We start from the raw sequence: 19442 nt of genomic DNA on the forward strand, positions 1-19442 counted from the left end.
AACGCACAGACAGATCGGTTCAACTTGCAGGAACCGATCGGCGTATGCCCTCGCGCCACAACGCAACGACAATCCTTTGACGTTGGTTGCGACGTTGAATTGCTGGCATGCTTCGCGTCAGACGCTAAGCAGGTAGCTCGCATATTCCAGGTCGGAAATATCGCGGTTGAACACGGCAAGTTCCTGGCGTTTGCAGGTGGAGAACATCTCGATCAGTTTCGGTTGGAAAATCCGTTTGACGATCTCGCTCTGCTCGAAGAGATCGAGAGCAGCCGGCCATGTTGCGGGAAGGGACTGCGCATCGCTGGCGTAGGTATTGCCTGCCGTTGGCGCAGGCGGCTCAGCGTGCCGGGTGATCCCGTCGATCGCCGCCCCCAGAATGGCAGCGATGGCAAGATAAGGATTTGCGTCGATGCCAGCGACGCGGTGTTCGATGCGGCGGGCGACAGAAGGGCCGCCAGGAATGCGGATGGCGGCCGTGCGGTTTTCGTAACCCCAGGCGGCCGTGGTGGGCGCCAGGCTATCCGGGCAGAGCCTGCGAAACGAATTCAGGTGGGGCGCAAACAGAGCGGTGCAATCGGGCATGGCGTCAATCAGTCCGGCCACGGCCTGCCGCATCAGAACCGTGCCTTCGGGACCGCCATTATCGAAGACATTGCGGCCTTGCGCATCCACGATGCTGAAATGCACATGCAAGCCGCTGCCGGAATGGGCAGGGTAGGGCTTGGCCATGAAGGTCGCAGCAAACCCGTGCTTGCGCGCCATGTTGCGAACGATCTGCTTGAAGAAAACTGTATCGTCGGCCACCTTCAGAGCATCAGGACCATGCATCAGGTTGAACTCGAACTGGCTCGGCCCGCTCTCTGAGGTCGCGGCATCGACGGCGACACCGCATGCGGCAGCCATCGCATAGACATCATCCAGGAAAGGCCCGACCTCGGCCAGTTCCTCCAGCGAATAGATCGTATCCTTGGCATCCGCATGGCCGACCGGCATCCGGGTCAGCGGCTTGGCCCGCGGTGACTTGGGATCGATCAGATAGAACTCGACTTCCGTCGCGACGACAGGGGTCAGGTGAACCGCTTGAAACCTGTCAAGGATATCGGCCAGCGTGCGGCGCGGATCGCCGAAAAACGGCTCACCGGTTTCCATCCGCATCCACATCGGCACGAATTGCGCCTGCGTTGCCGACCAGGCCAAGGGGATCGGCCCGCGCTCCGTCGGTTCGCAAATGCCATCCAGATCGCCCTGATCCAGCGTCAGGGAATTTGCAAAGACATCCGTGCCCCAGATATCAACACCGATGGAGGACATCGGCATACGGATACCGCCCTTCAAAATCTTGTCGAGCGATGCCGCCTCAACACGCTTGCCGCGAAAGCAACCGTTGAGATCACAGGTGGCAGCCAATACGTAGGCGCCACGCCCAGCGTCTTGTCCAACCGGTAAACCCTGCATTTCATTCGACATGATGTACTCCGTAAAGGGCTAGGCCTTGGTAGTGGGATCGGATGGCTGGCAGCATAATTTAAACGGTTAAGTGTCGCTGGCCAACGCAGCCTTCCAAGGAACGGACCGTGGAGGTCACAAGGCTCCCGCCAATGCGCTCCGTAGGAGTGCGAGCCTTTTGCGCAGTCTTGGGTTCCTTCATCCTGAACGCCATCACCGGTTTCCTCATTTGCCATATTCCATCGAAATAGCATCAGGTTGTGGCCGCAGCAAAGGGATAGTGCTTGTCCTTGTCATCCTCACCAAGATACCGCCCCGCCTGAAGAGTTGCCGCCATGGGACAGCGCTTGCGGCTTGACTTCGGGCCAAGCTTGGCTCAATGCGACGGCATGATGCCGCGTATCGTGATCTACCTTCGGCAAGAATGTAAACTTTCGAAAACCGGCACTTATCCTGAACGATTGAGAAGCCCTGGCCCGACGTTCGGGACGGCCAGATTTCTGACAACATCACTCGGCCATTATGGAGCACCCGTTGCAGTTTTTCGGGATTTCGATACCATCCACGTTTGATCGCGCAACGCCCTGCAGATGGGCGGCGCAGTAGCAAACAATATTGCCTGTCTAAACGCAGTTCAGACAGCAAAGCTCCTGGAATACTTCGTCTTGGCAAAACAGGCATCTGATAACGGCGCGCGCGCAACCATCTGCCGTGCACTGTCCAAACTTGGCTATTGCTCCCGCACACAAGCCGAAAAGCTGGTGGCCGAACGGCGCGTGACACTCGGCGGCCGGGTGGTCACTGATATCCTGACATGGGCAGACGTTCATACCGACCTGATCGCGGTCGACGGTGTTCGCATTGTTGCAGAAGCCAGCGTTTATCTCATGCTCAACAAGCCAAGGGGCATGGTGACCACGAGGGTCGATCCGGAAGGGCGGCCAACGGTCTTTGATTGCCTCGCACAGATGGACAACCCTTTTCTTTCCCCCATCGGCCGCCTGGACAAGGCGAGCGAGGGCTTGCTGCTGTTCACCAACGATACGGTGCTCGCTCAGCGCCTGCTCGACCCGGTCACCCATATCGGGAAGATTTATCATGTGCAGGTAAAGGGCATGCCGACCGATGACATGATTGCCCAGATGCGCCACGGCGTCAGCGAGGGCGGCGAAATGCTCAGCGCTTCATCCGTCAAGATCCTGCGCGCAGGAGATAAAAACACGTGGCTTGAAGTCGAATTGCGGGAGGGCCGCTACCGGCAGATCCGCAGAATGCTCAAAGGGCTGGATATCGAATGCCTTCGTTTGATCCGGGTGGCAATCGACGACATAAAGCTGGGTGACCTGGCGAAAGGCAAAGCCCGCGCGCTTGAGCACCACGAGATCGAGATTTTGCGCCGGCGGACAAAAACCGGTTAGGAGCCCTCAAACCGCATCGCTCCATTATCACTTTGATATCGGGCTACGCTACTTCAAATCGACGTTCCATCGGGTGCCAAGGCTCCCGTCAGGTTGAGATGTGCCTGAGCTTCAAGACCAAGCCAGAAAAAAGGGCCTCCAGTAAACGGAGACCCTGAGTTTTGAAGGATCAACCTCCAGAGGGAACAGTTGAAAAGATGGCCCGGGAGGAGAGGGCATCTGGAACTTCAACCGTTGTCAGTATGCTCGATGCAACACCTGCAAACAACGAATGACATCCCGCAGCCTTCTCGAAATTAAACGTTTTGTCCAAAGTCTGATCCCAATCCGCATTTTTGTACCCACAGTGAAGCCTGTCCATCCGCTGAGGCTCATGGGGCATGGGGAAAGCCTCCGCAGGCGGAGGGTCCCGGCAGGCATGGATGTCCACGCCATGCCGGAAGCTGAAAAACACATTCTCCGTCGCGTTTTTCTACGCACTCCATGAACAGCAGTGGCGAATTTCCGCAATCGCGATCATCGATAGCCGGTCGTTTCTTTTGTCTACTGAATTTATGGACAATAATATTCCCTCTACCCGGATCGGCAGGTCATGGGAAGCGCTCTGCAGACGTGAGGACATAATGAGCCTGATCAGACATTTTGACCGCCTTCAGACCCTGAGGGATCAACTGGAAGCGAAACTGGACCTGGACGACGCAGGTTTTTCCAGGATGGGTTACCGGGCACGGTGTGATCTGCGCGAGCGCATAACCGAGATTTCACAGGAAATCTCTGCACTGGAGCGGTCTCCCTATTTCCAAAGCTGACGGCGCTCAACAGTGAGGAACAAACATATGACACCCACCCTGATCTTGCCTGGGTTGAACGGGTCCGATGACGGGCATTGGCAGCGGTTCTGGCTTAATGATAACACCGAAAGCCGGCTGGTCGAGCAGGACGACTGGAAATCTCCGAGAGTTGAAGCCTGGACGAACCGCCTTGAAGAGGTGCTGATTCACGAAGGGCCAGCCTACATCGTCGCCCATAGTCTTGGCTGCCTGCTGGCGGCAAAATGTGCAGACAGGCCCACGGCGAGATTGATCAAAGGTGCATTGCTGGTTGCGCCGTGCGATCTGTCGACGACGGAAAAACTCCATCCAGGTGCAATCCATTTTGGCCGGATGCCCACACGCGCTCTGCCCTTTCCAACAATCACTGTCGGAAGCTTGAACGATATCTATATGCCTCTGGAAAGCCTCTCCCTCTACGCCCGCCTCTGGAAGACGCAGGTCAGAAACCTTGGGCCAGCCGGTCATATCAACATCGGGAGCGGCTTCGGCCGATGGACGGGAGGCTATGAATTGCTGTCCCTGCTGAAAATGAAAGCGAAGTCGCGTAGAAATTACGACCTGCCCCAGGTGCAAAGCGGCGAGGCATTTGCGGGAGAAGCGATCAAATCCGGCATGTCCCACTGAGACAGGAACTGATTTACGGGGCAACACTCAGGCGCGTGCCTCTTCTACCCGCAACAGGCTAACAAAGCATGGTGGAGTTGGTGGATAATATCGACCTGCAGAAATGCCACAGCCCCTGAAATCCGCCCGGAGCTAGGCAAAGGCAGCGTAGTCATCGTCATCTAAGAACAGGCGTCCTCCGGGTTGGAAGCGATGCACCACGCCGGTCGGAACCACTCAATGCCCTCGGAGGGGCAGACCATTCCATAATCAACAGGCCACAGGTGAAATGGGGGTGAACTGTGACGCACAGCACACAACGCCTGTCCGCCAACATTTCATAAAACATTATGCGGTCGCAGTCCTGAAAACCGCGTAACTTTCATCGAATGGCGCGCCATAGTGAGCGGGCGGAGTTTCTCTGCTTTTTGCCAGTCCCCTCGGGGAGGGCAAAGATGCAAAGGCAACCCTCCAATCAATAACAATAGGGAACAGCATCGCCATGACACATCAGTTCGATAAGTCCCGCTTTAACCGGAACGACGACAGCGCAGTCGAGAATGCCATTCGTCGCGGTGCGACCCGACGCGATCTCCTTCGCATGCTGGCCGCCGGCGGCGTCGTTGCCGCCACCGCCGGCATGTTCGCCGGCTCAGCACGAAATGCTGTTGCCCAGACGCCGAAGCGCGGTGGCGCACTGCGCGTCGCGCTCAATTCCACCTCGACGGCCGATACGCTGGACCCGGTGCGCGCCTCCGCCCAGGGAGATTACATGCGCATGTCGACCTTCTACAACAAGCTGACGGTGCTTGATAACTCGTTCACGCCGCAGATGGAGTTGGCCGAAAGCTTCGATACCACGGACGCCAAGGTGTGGACGATCAAGCTCAAGACAGGCGTCACCTTCCACAATGGCAAGACGATGGATTCCGCCGACGTGGTCTATTCGTTGAGCCGCCATGTCGATCCGAAACTGACCTCGCGCGCCAATGCCCTTGCCAAGGCGATGACCAAGATCGAAGCCGTGGACAAGAATACGGTCCGTATCGAACTCGATCAGCCCAATGCCGACCTTCCGGCAATCCTGGGAACCTACCATTTCGTCATCATCCCCGATGGCACGACGGAGTTCACCAAGGCAGTCGGTACCGGTCCTTACATAACGGAAGTGTTTGAGCCCGGCATCCGCACCGTCGGCAAGCGGAACCCCAACTATTTCAAGTCGGATGCCGCTTTCGTCGACAGCATCGAGATGTTCGGTATCCCGGACGAAAACGCCCGCCTTAATGCACTGCTTTCGGGTGATATCCATATCGGCGCTTCGATGGATGCCCGCTCGGCGCCGCTCGTCAAGGCCAACCCCAATCTGCGCCTGATGGTCGCGCCCGGCGGCAGCTATACCAATCTCAATATCCGCATGGACATGGAGCCGGGTTCGAAGAAGGACTTCATCGACGGCGTTCGCGCCCTCATCAACCGCGATGCCATCAACCGCGCGGTTCTGCGTGGTTTCGGCGAGCCGCATAACGATCAGCCGATCCAGCGTGCCAGCCGCTATTTCAACGCCGAAGTCGTGCCGCCGGCCTTCGACCCGGAACGCGCCAAGCACCATTTCGAAAAGGCCGGCCTTCTCGGTGTCGGCATCCCGCTGGTTTGTTCGGAAGCCGCCAAGGCCTCGCCGGACATGGCGATGGTGCTGCAGCAGGATGCCGCCAAGATTGGCGTCACGATCGACGTGCAGCGCATGCCGGCTGACGGTTACTGGTCGAACCAGTGGATCAAGGCACCGTTCCACTTCGGCAATATCAATGCCCGCCCAACCGCCGATATCCTGTTCTCACTGCTCTACAAGTCGGATGCCGCCTGGAACGAGAGCCGCTACGTCAACCCGAAATTCGACCAGATGCTGCTCGAAGCACGCGGTTCTCTGGACGAAGCCCAGCGCAAGCAGATCTACGGCGAGATGCAGGCGATGGTGGCAAAGGACGCCGCAACGATCATCCCCGCCTATATCGCCAGCGCCGATGCCATGAGCACCAAGGTCGGCGGTCTCAATCCGCATCCGCTCGGCATGCTTCAGGGCTATAATATTGCCGATACCGTCTGGCTTGATGCCTGATTAAACAGGATGCGCGGGAGACCGCGCATCCTGTTTGCCGGGTTTGCGGCACTGGATTCCCTGACTGAGCAAGAGGCGCAGCCTATATGAATAAACGCATCCTAGAGATGATCGGCGGGCGGTTGGCGGTCGCCATTCTATCGCTGTTCCTCGTATCACTGGCGGTCTTCTTCATTACGGAGTTGCTGCCTGGGGATACGGCGCAGGAATTGCTCGGCCAAGCCGTCACGACGGAGGCTGCTTCGCAGTTGCGGGAAACGCTCGGCCTCGACCGGCCAGCCATCCTGCGTTATTTTGAATGGATCTTTGGCCTGCTCACTGGTGATCTGGGATATTCGCACGTATCCGACAGGCCGGTTGCAAGTCTCGTGGCGGAACGTCTCCCCAACTCGCTCACGCTTGCTGCCGTCACCATGGCGATCACCATTCCATTGGCGCTCAGTCTTGGCATTTTCGCGGCGATCTGGAAGGGTTCAATTTTTGACCGGGCAATCTCGTCCGTCGCCATCATGCTCGTGTCCTTCCCGGAATTCATGATCGCCACGTTGCTGGTCATGTGGCTGTCGGTTTATTTGCAGTGGCTGCCGGCATTGTCTTTCATTCCGACCACCGCGGACCTGCATACTGTTGTGCTTGCCTACATCATGCCGGTTTCGGTTCTGGTGTTCGGCAGCTGCTCACAGATGATCCGCCTGTCGCGCGCAGCGATCGCCGATGCCATGGTTACTCCTTACGTCGAAATGGCCATGCTTAAGGGCGCCTCGCGCAGCCGCATGGTGCTGGGCCATGCGCTACCGAACTCCGTCGCGCCCATCGTCAATTCCGTCGCGCTCAGCATGTCAGGCCTTCTCGGCGGCGTCATCATCGTTGAGACGGTCTTCAATTATCCGGGCCTTGCCAAATTGATGGTGGATGGCGTCTCTACCCGTGACATGCCGCTTATCCAGACCTGTTCGATGATTTTCTGCGGCTTTTATCTCGTGCTGATCACCGCCGCCGATATCATCGCCATCCTGTCCAATCCGAGGTTGCGTTGATGACCGTTTCCACCGCGCCACGACGCAAGATCCGCTTCCAGATCCGGCCCATCGCCGCTGTCTGTCTGCTCGTTGTCCTGTTCTGGATTATCGTCGCTCTTTTTGCGCCGCTGCTGGTTCATTATCCGGCCGGCGATATGGTCAGCTACGACTATTTCGGCCCGATGAGCAAAGAATACTGGCTCGGCACAGACTATCTCGGCCGTGACATCTATTCCCGCCTGATCGTCGGCACGCGCTATACGATCGGCATCGCTTTCGTTGGCTTAATTCTTGCCGCGCTGATCGGCATCACACTCGGCCTGCTGGCGGCAGCGTTCGGAGGTGTCTTCGACACAATCCTCAGCCGTGCCATCGATACATTTGTCGGCATTCCCAACCTGCTACTGGCGCTGGTCATCGTTGCAGGCGGCGGCTCCAGCATTCCGATCCTGATCGGCGCCATCACCGTCATTTTCTTCCCTGGATGCTACCGTTTCACCCGCTCGATGGCCGTCAACGTCAATGCTCTCGACTTCATCTCCGCTGCCCGGGCACGCGGGGAGGGACATTTTTATATAATGATCCACGAGATCCTGCCGAATATCGCCGGACCGATCATGGCCGATCTCGGCCTGCGTTTCGTACACATCATTCTGCTTCTGTCGGGCCTGAGCTTCCTTGGTCTTGGCGTGCAGCCGCCCAACGCGGACTGGGGGGCGCTTGTGCGCGAGAACATGATCGGCATTTCCTACGGATCGCCGGCCGTGGTCGTGCCTTCACTGGCGCTGGCGAGCCTTGCCCTCGCCATCAATCTTCTGATCGATAACCTGCCGCAGCGCATCCGCGACCAGTTGGAGTAGACCATGACCAAATATCCAAAAACCGCGGGCGAAACGCTGGTCAGTATCAAAGACCTTCGGGTTACAGCCACCACCGACAGCGGCCGCACTATAGAAATCCTCAAAGGTGTTTCCTTCAATGTCCGTCGCGGCGAGGTGCTGGCACTGATCGGCGAATCCGGTTCAGGCAAAACGACGATCGCTCTGTCGCTGCTTGCTTATGCCCGTGCGGGCTGCCATTTTTCCGGCGGCCGCGTGCTGTTTGACGGCGTCGACCTTATCACGCTCGACGAAGGCGCGCGTCGAAAACTGCGCGGCAACAAAGTGTCCTACGTTCCGCAAAGTGCGGCAGCTTCATTCAATCCGTCCAAGAAGATTATGGATCAGGTCGTCGAAGTTGCCGAAATTCACGGCATTCTCGACAAGGCATCTGCGCGTGACAAGGCGATCGGCCTGTTTAGAAGCCTCTCTCTGCCTTCGCCAGAAACGATCGGTGACCGTTATCCACATCAGGTATCGGGCGGCCAGATACAGCGCCTGGCGGCAGCGATGGCACTGCTCGGAGACCCGGAGCTGGTCGTTTTCGATGAACCGACGACGGCACTCGATGTCACCACCCAGATAGAGGTCCTGAAGGCGTTCAAGTCGGCTATTCTCGACCGCGGCATGACCGGCGTTTACGTGTCTCACGATCTGGCGGTCGTGGCGCAGATTTCCGATCGCATCATCGTGTTGAAGGACGGCGAGATTCAGGAAGCCGGCAAGACTGAGCAGATCGTCGGAGCCCCGGCGCATCCCTATACGCAGGCGTTGATTTCGGCTTTCGAGCCGGTGGAAGCCAAAGCGGCCGGATCGCGCCTCGCCAATGGTGCGGTCTTGGAAATGCGCGATGTCGTTGCCGGCTACGGTAATATGAAAAGCGACGGCAAGCCGCATATCATCGCGGTTGACGGTGTCAGCTTTGCCCTGCAACGGGGGCATTCGCTCGGTGTGATCGGCGAATCCGGTTGCGGCAAGAGCACGCTTCTGCGCGTTGCCGCCGGCCTGCTGCCGGCGGCTTCCGGCGCCTGCGTTCTCGATGGGAAAGACCTTCGGCCGCAGGTCAGTGCCCGCAGCAAGGAAGAGTTGCGCAAAATGCAGATCGTCTTCCAATTGGCGGATACCGCACTCAATCCGGCGCAGACAGTCGGCAACATCATCGGCCGGCCACTGACCTTCTATCACGGCATGAAGGGCGAGACGCGCGACAAACAGGTGATCGAACTCCTGGACATGGTTCGCATGCCGGCGCAGTTCCGCCACCGGCTTCCGCGCGAACTGTCGGGTGGTCAACGCCAGCGTATCAATCTTGCCCGTGCGTTGGCTGCCAAGCCCGACGTGCTGCTCTGCGACGAGATCACCTCGGCGCTGGATACCGTCGTTGCCGCCAAGGTGTTGGAACTGCTGAAGGAGCTACAGCGCGAACTGCATCTATCCTATCTGTTTGTCAGCCACGATATCCACACCGTGCAATCGCTTTGCGACGAGGTAATGGTGATGTTCGGCGGCAAGAAGCTGGAAACCTTTGCGGCGGCCGATTTGCACGCCGAGGCACGTCACCCCTACACGAAACTGCTGGCCTCGTCGCTGCCGACGCTCGATCCGGGATGGCTCGACAACCTGAAGCAGGACCCGGAACTGGTGCGCAAATTCGCTCACGCCTGACGTTGAAGATGTCGATACAAACGCACAATGGCCAGGGTCGCACCGGGCCATTGTGCGTTTGCGGAATCAGAGGTCGATGAGGACCGATTTGGTGCGCATCGCGCCCATGTAAGCCTCGCGCCCGAGATCCTTGCCAAGGCCCGAACTCTTGTAGCCGCCGGTCGGCAGGATCATGTCGCGGGAACGACCGTAGCGGTTGACCCAGACGGTGCCGGCTTCAAGCTTGCGAGACATCCGTATCGCCCGCGATAGATCGCGGGTGAATAGACCCGATGCCAGACCGTAAGTCGGATGCGTGGCGAGTGCAGTGGCTTGTTCTTCGCTTTCAAACGTCTGGATGCTGAGAACAGGCCCAAAAATCTCTTCCGTCACCGCCGGATTGTTTTCGTCCACCCCGGCAAGGATGGTCGGAGCATAAAAATAGCCATCGGATTCCATCCGGCAGCCACCGGCAACGATCTCGGCACCGGCAGAGCGGGCGGCATCGACGATCGTTTCGATACGGGTGATCTGTGCCTCAGAGATGATCGGCGAGTAGATCGTCCTTTCATCCCATGTCTTGCCCGGGCGCATCGCCGTCATATGACCAGCGATCTTGGCAGCGAGCTCTTCCGCCACCGGCTTTTCGGCGATCAACCTCGATCCGGCCACGCAGACCTGACCGGCATTGCCGGTGATCGACCGGGCGATACAGGCGGCGGCGAGATCGATATCGGCATCGGCAAACACCACCTGTGGGCTCTTGCCACCAAGCTCAAGCGTCATCGGCTTGATGCCGGTGCGGGCAATGTCCTGCATGATTTGCGCACCGGCGCGGGTGGAGCCGGTGAAACTGATCTTGCCGACCAACGGATGCGTGGTGATGGCAGTGCCTGTGACTGGACCATCCCCGAGCACGACATTGACGAGACCGGCGGGGATGCCAGCCCTCACTGCCAGCTCGGCGAGATAGAGCGTCGAAAAAGGCGTCATTTCCGAGGGCTTGATGACGATGCCGTTACCGGCGGCGAGAGCCGGTCCGAGCTTCCAGGCGGCCATCGAAAGCGGCACGTTCCAAGGAGCGATCGCGCCGATCACGCCATAAGGCTCGTGCAGGATCATGCCCATCTGCGCGTTGGCCGTCGGAACCACCTGACCGCCAGCCTTGTCGGCAAACTCGGCAAAGAAGCGGATGTGGTCGGCACAGGCGACCACATCGCTTTGGCGCGCTTGGGTGATCGGTCTTGTCGAGCACACGGCCTCCAACTGGGCCAGATAATCGGCGTCCTCGTCTATGAGGTCAGCCCAGCGATGCAGGGCGCGGGCGCGATCGCGGGGCATGCAGGTCGCCCAATCGGACTCGCGCTGCACCTTCGCCGAAATCCGGATGGCCTCGTCCACCAGGGCCGCATCGGCGACCGGGATGGCAGCCAGCGGTTTGCCATCGCTCGGTCGCAGGATTTCCAGCGCGTCTGCGCCTTCGACGTAACGGCCGCCGATATAATGACCTTTCGGGAGACGAAGCGTGGCAGGATCAAAGGAGAGTGTCATGCGCAGGTCCATCCGTTCTTGAGCAATCGGCCGACGGCGGGAGCCCGGCCATGGTGCTGACAGGCTAACGGAAAGCGCGTGGGCATTTATGCCGTATCGGCCTTGGCCCGCCGTAGATACTGCGCATTTGCGCCTTGAGCGCCGGCCTGCTGAAATCGCTGCAGAAGAAAATGATGCGTAACCAAGATTAAAGCGCGGAAAATGCTGCCGTTCGTCTCTAGACTGTCGTTCTGTTAGAGGCGGCCATAAGCGGATACCGGGATGGAAACGAGAAAAATCGACAATTTCGAGCTTCAGCTCGTCCCTATGGAAGAGAAGCACATTCCGCGTCTGCATGAGCTTTCGATTGCCGTGAACTGGCCGCATCGCCCGGAAGATTGGGCCGTTGCGCTGGCGCTTGGTGAAGGGGTCATCGCGTTCGATGAGATCGGGAGGCCAGTGAGTTCTGCCATGCTGTTTCCACTCGGCGAAGGCGTTGCCAATATCGGCATGGTGATCACCTCGCCACGCCTTCAGAATCATGGCGCCGCCAGATGGCTGATGGATGAAATGCTGCAGCGGACAAAAGGCAAGGTACGCCGCCTGAATGCCACCAAGGCGGCATACAATCTCTACCTTTCCATGGGTTTTCAGCCCTTTGCGCTGGTACTGCAACATCAAGGGGTGGCCATCGCACTACCGGGCGAAGACGCCCGTGTGCGCCCGATGACAGATGCGGATCGGCAGGCGGTCATCGAGACCGATCGCCGTGGTTTCGGATCGGACCGCAGCCATGTGATCGATCATCTTCTGCCGCTGTCGGAAGCGATGGTTCTGGAAGACCATGGAAAGATCCACGGCTATGCTCTGTGTCGCCGCTTTGGCCGCGGTCATGTGCTCGGCCCGGTCGTGGCAGCAAGCGAACAAGATGCCATCAGTCTGATCCGGCCGCTGATCGCCTTGCACGAAGGCAATTTTCTGCGCATGGATACCCGCCATCCGAACGGCCCCCTGCAGGCGGCGCTTGAACAGGCGGGGCTTGCGCTTATTGATCATGTCACCACGATGCAGTTGGAGCCGGTCGGCACAGAGCCGGAACTGACGGTGTATGGATTGGCCAACCAAGCGCTGGGATGACATAAGAGAGGTAACGGGAGGCCTGCGACACGCTCTTCGTGTTCCGGCAGGATCGCCAAGGCCCGGATATCACTCCGGGGATGGTCTCAAAGGCTCGATAAAACAAGGGAACGCACGTGAAGCTTGATCGCATTGACATTCGGATTTTGCACGAGCTGCAGAAGAACGGCCGCCTGACCAATGTTGAACTTGCCGACCTCGTTCACCTGTCGCCCAGCCCATGCCTGATGCGGGTGAAAAAGCTGCAGCAGGTCGGTTACATTACCGGTTATTCCGCCCATATCGACCTGGCGAAGCTCGGCCCCACCGTGACGGTTTTCACCGAGGTGACGCTCAGCAATCATCGCCAGAACGATTTTTCGCGTTTTCAACAGGCGATCGAAAAGGTCGAGGAGGCAATCGAATGCCATCTCATTTCCGGCGGCTATGATTATCTGCTGAAATTCGTCACAGCCAGTATTTCCGATTATCAGGAACTGATGGAGCGCCTGCTCGAAGCCGAGATCGGTATCGACAAATATTTCAGCTTCATCGTTATGAAATCACCCTTCGTGAAACGGCACCTGCCGCTGCGCACCCTGTTTCCAGAATAACGGAGCAGGCGCGTTACCTTCATCGCCTATCAAGACATCTGATTGATGATTGCCTTGGTGATTTCGCCGGTCGAATTCTGGCCCGGTTGGGTGCCGATTCCAGCTGCAGTGGCCGCTTCGATCGCAGCCATCACACGGGCGGCCGATGCGGTTTCGCCCAGATGCTCGAGCATCATCGCTGCCGACCAGATCGTTGCAATCGGATTGGCTATGTTGAGATGGGCGATATCCGGCGCCGAACCGTGAACCGGCTCGAACATCGATGGCGCGCTGCGGTCAGGATTGATATTCGCCGAAGCCGCAAAGCCGAGTCCCCCCTGGATGGCGGCACCGAGATCGGTGAGGATATCACCAAACAGATTGGAAGCGACGACGACATCGAGCGTTTCGGGTGCTATGACGAAACGGGCGGCAATCGCATCGACGTGATACCGCGAGACCTCGACATCCGGATATTCGGCGGCCAACTGATCGGTCACTTCGTCCCAGAACACCATCGAATATTTCTGGGCATTCGATTTGGTCACCGAAGCCAGCTTGCCGCGGCGCTTGCGAGCCTGTTCGAAACCGAAACGGAGAATGCGTTCCACACCCTTGCGGGTGAAGATCGAGGTTTCGACCGCCACTTCGTCGCTTGTGCCCTGATGCACGCGGCCACCGGCACCGGAATATTCACCCTCGGTATTTTCGCGGATGCAGAGAATGTCGAAATCTCCGGCTCGCAGCGGGCCAACCACTCCTGGCAGAAGCCGGTGCGGACGGATGTTGGCGTATTGGGTAAAATTCTTGCGGATGGGCAGAAGCAGCCCATGCAGCGAAACCGAATCCGGAACTTTCTGCGGCCAACCAACGGCGCCGAGCAGGATGGCGTCGAACCCACGAAGTGTCTCGATCCCGTCTTCCGGCATCATACGCCCGGTCTTCAGAAAGGTATCGCAGGACCAGTCGAACCATGTTCCGTCCAATTCAGCGCCACCAAGCGCGCAAGCGCGTGAAACGACCTGCCAAGCCGCCTGCGTAACCGGGGTTCCTATCCCGTCACCGGGGATCAATGCAATCTTGTGAGCGCCCATCCGTGTCTCCTCATGTCTTTCGCACAAGGGTCGCAGACCCGCCCGTGATTTGCTGCCGGTCTCCTTCGAAAGCACAGCATATTCTGCCCACCTCCGGAAAAGAACCGCAGGATCGCCCGCGCTTTGCGTTGCACATATGGATCAAGACGAAAGGACACTTTTCATGCTTGGGCTTTCCGATACCACCCTTCTGAGAACCGGCTGCCTGATTGGTGGCGAATGGCGTGATGCTTCCGATGGAGCGCGCATGGCCGTGGTCAATCCGGCAAACGGACAGATGATTGCGCATGTGCCGGACTGCACGGCTGAAGATGCTGTCGAAGCGATTGCCGCGGCTGAAAGGGCGCTGCCGGAATGGCGTGCCCGACCGGCTGCCGAGCGTGCAAAACTGCTGGAGCGCTGGTCGGCGCTGCTGGCCGGGCATACGGAAGATCTCGCTCGTATCCTGACGCTCGAACAGGGCAAGCCGTTGACCGAAGCGCGCGGCGAAATCGCCTATGGTAATGCCTTTATCAAATGGTTCGCCGAAGAAGCGCGCCGCATCGCCGGTAGCACGATCCCGTCACCGACGGCGGGCCGCCGGATCATGGTGATGAAAGAGGCCGTGGGCGTCTGCGCCATCATCACGCCATGGAATTTCCCGAATGCGATGATCACCCGCAAGGTGGCGCCGGCACTGGCTGCCGGCTGCACGGTCGTCATAAAGCCCTCTGACTTCACGCCGCTTTCGGCGCTGGCGCTGGCGGTTCTGGCCGAGCGTGCCGGCATTCCGGCCGGTGTCGTCAACGTGTTGACAGGCAAGCCCGAGGTGATCGGCGGTGTGCTGACATCCAGCCCGGTTGTCCGAAAACTTTCCTTTACCGGCTCGACGCGGGTTGGTTCGCTTCTGATGCAGCAATGCGCCAGCACGGTCAAACGGCTGTCGCTGGAACTCGGCGGCAACGCGCCGTTCGTTGTGTTCGACGACGCGGATCTCGATCTCGCCGTCGAAGGTGCGCTGCAGTCGAAATTCCGTAATGGCGGCCAGACCTGCGTCTGCGCCAACCGCATTCTCGTTCAATCCGGCATCTACAATGCCTTTTCGGAAAAGCTGGCGGCACGTGTTTCGGCCTTGAAGGTTGGCGACGGTCTTGCGGAGGGCATAGATATCGGGCCGATGATCAACACGGCGGCGGTGGAAAAGATCAGCCGCCACGTCGCCGATGCGCTCGCCAAGGGCGCTAGAATTGTCTCTTCAGCCGCGCCCGGGCCTGAGGGCGCGCAGTTCGTCACGCCGGTTGTTCTGAGCGGCGCCAATATGCAGATGATGCTGGCGCAGGAAGAAACATTTGGGCCAGTGGCTCCGCTTTTCCGTTTCGACACGGAAGAGGAGGCCATCGCCATTGCCAACGATACCCCCTTCGGCCTGGCGTCCTACTTCTACACGCGCGACTTGGCACGGGCTTTTCGCGTGGGAGAAGCGCTGGAGACCGGTATGGTGGGGCTGAACACTGGCCTGATCTCGACGGAAGTTGCGCCGTTCGGAGGTATCAAACAATCGGGCCTCGGCCGCGAAGGTTCGCAGCTCGGTATCGAGGAATATCTTGAGACCAAGACGTTCCATATCGGCGGGCTGTGATTGGCAAGGATGATGGCCCGGATGTGTGTTCAGCAAATACTGGCGGATCTGGTGGCGATCCCTTCGCTGCCCGGCACGCCGAATGGCGTGGTCACCGATTGCCTGCTCGCGCATCTCCAGCATGATGGCGTCGAAGTGAGCTTGCTGCCGGGGCCGGAAGGGGATCGGGCCAACCTGTTTGTGACGATCGGCCCGCGTGACCAACCGGGTTACATCCTTTCGGGCCACAGCGATGTCGTTTCTGTCGACAATCAGATCTGGGCGACCGATCCATTTCGGCTTGCCGTGCATGGCGAAAAGCTGACAGGACGCGGCACGACCGACATGAAGGGTTTTCTCGCCTGCATGCTGGCCATGGCACCGGAGTTCGCCGCCATGCAGTTGCGCCGGCCGGTGCATCTGGCTTTTTCCTATGACGAAGAAATCGGCTGTCGCGGCGTTGGGCATATGATTGCCCGGTTGCCGGAGTTATGCGCACCGCCAATGGGCGCTATCATCGGCGAGCCGAGCGGCATACACCCGGTTCTTTCACACAAGGGCAAGCAGGCGCTGGAACTGCGCTTCACCGGCAAGGCGGGGCATTCCTCCAATCCGACGCTCGGCGAAAATGCCATTTACGCCGCAGCCGATATGCTGCTGCATATCCGTGGCATGGCCGAGAGCATGGAACATGACGGGCCTTTTGACGCGCGGTTCATACCGGCCCATTCCACCTGTCAGGCCGGTGTCGTGCGGGGTGGAGCGGCGGTCAATATCATTCCCGATAGCGCGGAAATTCAGTTCGAAGCACGTGCGATACCGGGTATCGACCCACGTTCGCTAAGCGCGCCGATCATCGAACACATCGATGCGCTCAATGCCGAAGCGAAAACAGCGGGCCGTAACCTCTCGGCGGCATGGCGGGAAACCTCCAGCTATCCGGCACTGCCGCCGTGTGAGGATCGAGGGTTTGTCGAGTTGATGGAAAGGCTGAGCGGCAGGTCTTCCGTGCAAGCGGTCAGTTATGGTACCGAGGCGGGCCTTTACCATCAGGCCGGCATTCCTTCGATCATTTGTGGACCGGGCGACATTGCGCGGGCGCATGGGCCGGATGAATTTATCCTTCAGTCCGAATTGCGGGATTGCATGGCGATGCTGCGCGGTCTCGGTGCGGAATTGTGCCGCGATGCCTGACAAGAACATATCAAGGAAAGCTGCTTCATGACCAATGTGGTGACTAAGAACGTTCTCAAACACGCTGGTTTCCAACAGGCTCTCGACCATATCGATGCCGGTTTTGACCGTTTCATTGCGGAATTGATCACGCTCACCGAAATCCCTGCTCCACCCTTTAAGGAAGAGCGCAAGGCCGCCGCCTATCTGGAAATGATGAGGGAGGCCGGGCTCGAAGAGGTCGCCAGCGACGAGATCGGCAATGTTTGCGGCCTGATCCGCGGCACCGGCAATGACGGGTATCTGGTTGTCGCGGCGCATCTCGATACGGTCTTTCCCGAGGGAACCGACGTCACTGTCCGCCGAGAGGGCACAAAACTCTTCGCGCCGGGTATCGGTGACGACACCCGCGGTCTTGCGGCAAACCTGACACTGATGCGGGCCATCAAACAGTCCGGTATCCGGCCGAAAAAGACGATCCTGTTCGTTGGTGATGTCGGCGAAGAGGGCAAGGGCGACCTGCGCGGTATCCGTCACCTGTTCACCGAAGGTAAATATCGAGACCGAATTGACGCGTTCATTTCCGTCGATGGGCCGGAGATGGCGAGTATCGTCAATCAGGCGGTCGGTTCCTACCGTTACCGCGTCACTTTTAATGGCCCGGGCGGTCACAGCTACGGCGCCTTCGGCACAGTCAACCCCGCCTATGCCATGGCGGAAGTGCTGACCGGCCTGTCGAAACTGTATCTGCCAACCGAACCCAAAACGACGGCGACCCCATCCGTGTTCGGCGGCGGCACTTCGATCAACGCAACGCCTGAAACCGTGTGGTTCGAACTCGATCTTCGCTCGCTCTCGCAATCGGAGCTGGACCGGATTGACGGCGAGTTCCATGCCATGCTCGAAAACGCGGTTGCTGCCGAAAACGCCCGCGCTGACATTTCGTCCGGCCCGGTCACCGTCGAAGCCAGGCGTATCGGCCATCGACCGGCAGGTACCGTTGCCGCGAATTCGGCGATCGTCACCTCCAGCATCGACGCGATAAAAGCGTTCGGTTTCGAACCGTCCTTGATGGCGTCGTCCACCGACGCGAACATTCCGATCAGCCTCGGCGTGCCGGCGGTCTGCGTCGGCTCGGGCTTCGGTCCAGATGCCGGCGGCCGGGTGCATTCGCTTGACGAATGGATCGACGTGGAACGCGAAGGGCAGCTGAAATCGCTGCATGCGCTTCTGGCAGTGGTCCTCAGCATCACCGATTTGGAAGACTGAACCTTCTTGGGCAGAGCCCCGCCTGTCGAGCGCGGGAGTGCCTCAAAGCCTGTGGAGAAGCAATGACTTTTCAGATTCTGTCCTATCCGGGACGCGTCGAGACATTTCGCAAGATTTTTAAGCGCGACATGCCGGAGATTGGCTTTGCTGGCTCGGCAGAGGAGGCCGATCCGGCCGATGTGCGCTACCTGATGGCCTGGACTTTCCCGGACAATCTTTCTGCGCGATACCCCAATCTCAAACTGATCTTCTCGACAGGTGCGGGCATCGACCAGATGACCGGCGCCGAGATTCCGCCCGGTGCAAAAGTTGTGCGAATGATCGAAGAGGGCGTTACCACGCTGGTGCGTGATTACGTGGTCATGGGGGTGCTCGGTCTGCATCGTGATCTGCCGGCATTTCTGGCGCAGCAGCGGCAACAGATCTGGAAGACGCGGGATTTCGTCTGGCCGGACCAGCGGCGAGTCGGTATTCTCGGCATGGGCGAACTCGGTATGGCGACGGTCAATGCGCTGCAGCCCTTCGGGTTCAAACTCTCAGGATGGAGCCGCACGCAAAAAAGCATCAAGGGTGTCGATTGCTACAATGGAGCCGATGGTTTGCGCGACATGCTGGCTGGGACCGATATCCTCGTCTGCCTGCTGCCGCTGACGAAGGAGACCCGCCATATCCTGAATGCTGGTCTTTTCGCACAATTGCCGAAGGGTGCCGGCCTCGTGCATGCGGGTCGTGGTGGCCATCTCGATCAAGACGCGCTTCTCGATGCGCTCGACAGCGGCCATCTCTCCGGCGCTTTCGTGGATGTGACCGACCCGGAACCGCTGCCGCCCGGCCATCGGATGTGGTCGCATCCGCATGTGGTGCTGACGCCGCATATCGCCGGTCACAGCCGGCCGGAAAGCGCGGCCGAAGCGACGATCGCCAACATTCGCCGGTATCTTTCTGGAGAAATACCCAAGGGGCTTGTCGATCCGAACCACGGATATTGATCCGCGATCGCAGGCGGTATGCCGCCCTCAGGCAGCAATAGCCGGCACACCTCCAAAACTTGGCAGAAAATGCGGCCATGACGCCCTCGCCGAAGCCTTACACCGGACAACGTGTGCG

The 19442-nt window shown here is 59.0% G+C and carries 16 protein-coding genes; 13 read left to right on the forward strand and 3 right to left on the reverse strand.

What is annotated here, in order from left to right:
- Nucleotides 1-117: 117 nt before the first annotated feature.
- Entirely contained in the window at nt 118-1470 is a 1353-nt protein-coding gene (locus ASC96_RS07150) for a glutamine synthetase family protein (protein ID WP_060502353.1), read from the reverse strand.
- A 644-nt stretch (nt 1471-2114) separates the two neighbouring features.
- Between ASC96_RS07150 and ASC96_RS07155 the strand changes: the two genes are divergently transcribed.
- The 7 genes from ASC96_RS07155 to ASC96_RS07185 all read left to right on the forward strand — a co-directional run bounded on the left by ASC96_RS07155 (nt 2115) and on the right by ASC96_RS07185 (nt 9984).
- The gene (locus ASC96_RS07155; protein ID WP_244481927.1) at nt 2115-2867 is read left to right on the forward strand and encodes a pseudouridine synthase; all 753 of its coding nucleotides are present in this window, start codon (nt 2115-2117) and stop codon (nt 2865-2867) included.
- Nucleotides 2868-3247: 380 nt separating this feature from the next.
- On the forward strand, nt 3248-3676 hold the full coding sequence (locus ASC96_RS33735; RefSeq protein ID WP_244481929.1) for a hypothetical protein: 429 nt from the start codon (nt 3248-3250) through the stop codon (nt 3674-3676).
- Between the two features lie 27 nt (nt 3677-3703).
- Nucleotides 3704-4324, forward strand: coding sequence for an alpha/beta fold hydrolase (locus tag ASC96_RS07165; RefSeq protein ID WP_060502354.1), 621 nt, complete (start codon nt 3704-3706; stop codon nt 4322-4324).
- A gap of 481 nt (nt 4325-4805) precedes the next feature.
- On the forward strand, nt 4806-6422 hold the full coding sequence (locus ASC96_RS07170) for an ABC transporter substrate-binding protein (RefSeq protein ID WP_060502355.1): 1617 nt from the start codon (nt 4806-4808) through the stop codon (nt 6420-6422).
- Between the two features lie 86 nt (nt 6423-6508).
- Nucleotides 6509-7459, forward strand: coding sequence for an ABC transporter permease (locus tag ASC96_RS07175; protein ID WP_060502356.1), 951 nt, complete (start codon nt 6509-6511; stop codon nt 7457-7459).
- Entirely contained in the window at nt 7459-8301 is an 843-nt protein-coding gene (locus ASC96_RS07180) for an ABC transporter permease (RefSeq protein ID WP_060502357.1), read from the forward strand. Before ASC96_RS07175 ends, ASC96_RS07180 begins: the two co-directional genes overlap by 1 nt.
- 3 nt (nt 8302-8304) lie before the next feature.
- Complete coding sequence (locus ASC96_RS07185) at nt 8305-9984, forward strand: ABC transporter ATP-binding protein (protein WP_060502358.1); 1680 nt, start codon at nt 8305-8307, stop codon at nt 9982-9984.
- A 66-nt stretch (nt 9985-10050) separates the two neighbouring features.
- Here ASC96_RS07185 and ASC96_RS07190 read toward each other — a convergent pair whose 3' ends face one another.
- Nucleotides 10051-11514 (reverse strand): aldehyde dehydrogenase family protein, encoded by a 1464-nt coding sequence (locus ASC96_RS07190; protein WP_060502447.1) that lies wholly within the window; start codon nt 11512-11514, stop codon nt 10051-10053.
- Between the two features lie 261 nt (nt 11515-11775).
- Between ASC96_RS07190 and ASC96_RS07195 the strand changes: the two genes are divergently transcribed.
- Nucleotides 11776-12630: a GNAT family N-acetyltransferase gene (locus ASC96_RS07195; protein WP_060502359.1), complete on the forward strand. Its 855-nt coding sequence runs from the start codon at nt 11776-11778 to the stop codon at nt 12628-12630.
- Nucleotides 12631-12746: 116 nt separating this feature from the next.
- A complete protein-coding gene (locus ASC96_RS07200; protein ID WP_060502360.1) occupies nt 12747-13223 on the forward strand; it encodes an Lrp/AsnC family transcriptional regulator in 477 nt (158 codons plus the stop codon).
- 29 nt (nt 13224-13252) lie between these two features.
- Here the strand turns inward: ASC96_RS07200 and ASC96_RS07205 are convergent, their stop codons facing one another.
- Entirely contained in the window at nt 13253-14296 is a 1044-nt protein-coding gene (locus ASC96_RS07205) for a tartrate dehydrogenase (protein WP_060502361.1), read from the reverse strand.
- Between the two features lie 163 nt (nt 14297-14459).
- Between ASC96_RS07205 and ASC96_RS07210 the strand changes: the two genes are divergently transcribed.
- The 4 genes from ASC96_RS07210 (at nt 14460) to ASC96_RS07225 (ending at nt 19324) form a co-directional block, all read left to right on the forward strand.
- Nucleotides 14460-15914, forward strand: coding sequence for an NAD-dependent succinate-semialdehyde dehydrogenase (locus ASC96_RS07210; protein ID WP_060502448.1), 1455 nt, complete (start codon nt 14460-14462; stop codon nt 15912-15914).
- A gap of 21 nt (nt 15915-15935) precedes the next feature.
- On the forward strand, nt 15936-17087 hold the full coding sequence (gene argE / locus ASC96_RS07215) for an acetylornithine deacetylase (RefSeq protein WP_060502362.1): 1152 nt from the start codon (nt 15936-15938) through the stop codon (nt 17085-17087).
- A 27-nt stretch (nt 17088-17114) separates the two neighbouring features.
- Entirely contained in the window at nt 17115-18335 is a 1221-nt protein-coding gene (locus tag ASC96_RS07220; RefSeq protein ID WP_060502363.1) for a M20/M25/M40 family metallo-hydrolase, read from the forward strand.
- A 62-nt stretch (nt 18336-18397) separates the two neighbouring features.
- Nucleotides 18398-19324, forward strand: a complete 927-nt coding sequence (locus ASC96_RS07225) for a glyoxylate/hydroxypyruvate reductase A (protein WP_060502364.1) — start codon at nt 18398-18400, stop codon at nt 19322-19324.
- Nucleotides 19325-19442: the final 118 nt, after the last annotated feature.

Source organism: Rhizobium sp. Root1204 (assembly GCF_001424965.1).
In the GTDB taxonomy this organism is placed as follows: domain Bacteria; phylum Pseudomonadota; class Alphaproteobacteria; order Rhizobiales; family Rhizobiaceae; genus Pararhizobium.

What these genes read in the sequence shown, in the direction of transcription:
- ASC96_RS07150 (WP_060502353.1), bottom strand. Translation starts at nt 1,470, where the DNA reads ATGTCGAATGAAATGCAGGGTTTACCGGTTGGACAAGACGCTGGGCGT.
- ASC96_RS33735 (WP_244481929.1), top strand. Translation starts at nt 3,248, where the DNA reads ATGGGGAAAGCCTCCGCAGGCGGAGGGTCCCGGCAGGCATGGATGTCC.
- ASC96_RS07165 (WP_060502354.1), top strand. Translation starts at nt 3,704, where the DNA reads ATGACACCCACCCTGATCTTGCCTGGGTTGAACGGGTCCGATGACGGG.
- ASC96_RS07170 (WP_060502355.1), top strand. Translation starts at nt 4,806, where the DNA reads ATGACACATCAGTTCGATAAGTCCCGCTTTAACCGGAACGACGACAGC.
- ASC96_RS07175 (WP_060502356.1), top strand. Translation starts at nt 6,509, where the DNA reads ATGAATAAACGCATCCTAGAGATGATCGGCGGGCGGTTGGCGGTCGCC.
- ASC96_RS07180 (WP_060502357.1), top strand. Translation starts at nt 7,459, where the DNA reads ATGACCGTTTCCACCGCGCCACGACGCAAGATCCGCTTCCAGATCCGG.
- ASC96_RS07185 (WP_060502358.1), top strand. Translation starts at nt 8,305, where the DNA reads ATGACCAAATATCCAAAAACCGCGGGCGAAACGCTGGTCAGTATCAAA.
- ASC96_RS07190 (WP_060502447.1), bottom strand. Translation starts at nt 11,514, where the DNA reads ATGACACTCTCCTTTGATCCTGCCACGCTTCGTCTCCCGAAAGGTCAT.
- ASC96_RS07195 (WP_060502359.1), top strand. Translation starts at nt 11,776, where the DNA reads ATGGAAACGAGAAAAATCGACAATTTCGAGCTTCAGCTCGTCCCTATG.
- ASC96_RS07205 (WP_060502361.1), bottom strand. Translation starts at nt 14,296, where the DNA reads ATGGGCGCTCACAAGATTGCATTGATCCCCGGTGACGGGATAGGAACC.
- ASC96_RS07210 (WP_060502448.1), top strand. Translation starts at nt 14,460, where the DNA reads ATGCTTGGGCTTTCCGATACCACCCTTCTGAGAACCGGCTGCCTGATT.
- argE (WP_060502362.1), top strand. Translation starts at nt 15,936, where the DNA reads ATGTGTGTTCAGCAAATACTGGCGGATCTGGTGGCGATCCCTTCGCTG.
- ASC96_RS07220 (WP_060502363.1), top strand. Translation starts at nt 17,115, where the DNA reads ATGACCAATGTGGTGACTAAGAACGTTCTCAAACACGCTGGTTTCCAA.
- ASC96_RS07225 (WP_060502364.1), top strand. Translation starts at nt 18,398, where the DNA reads ATGACTTTTCAGATTCTGTCCTATCCGGGACGCGTCGAGACATTTCGC.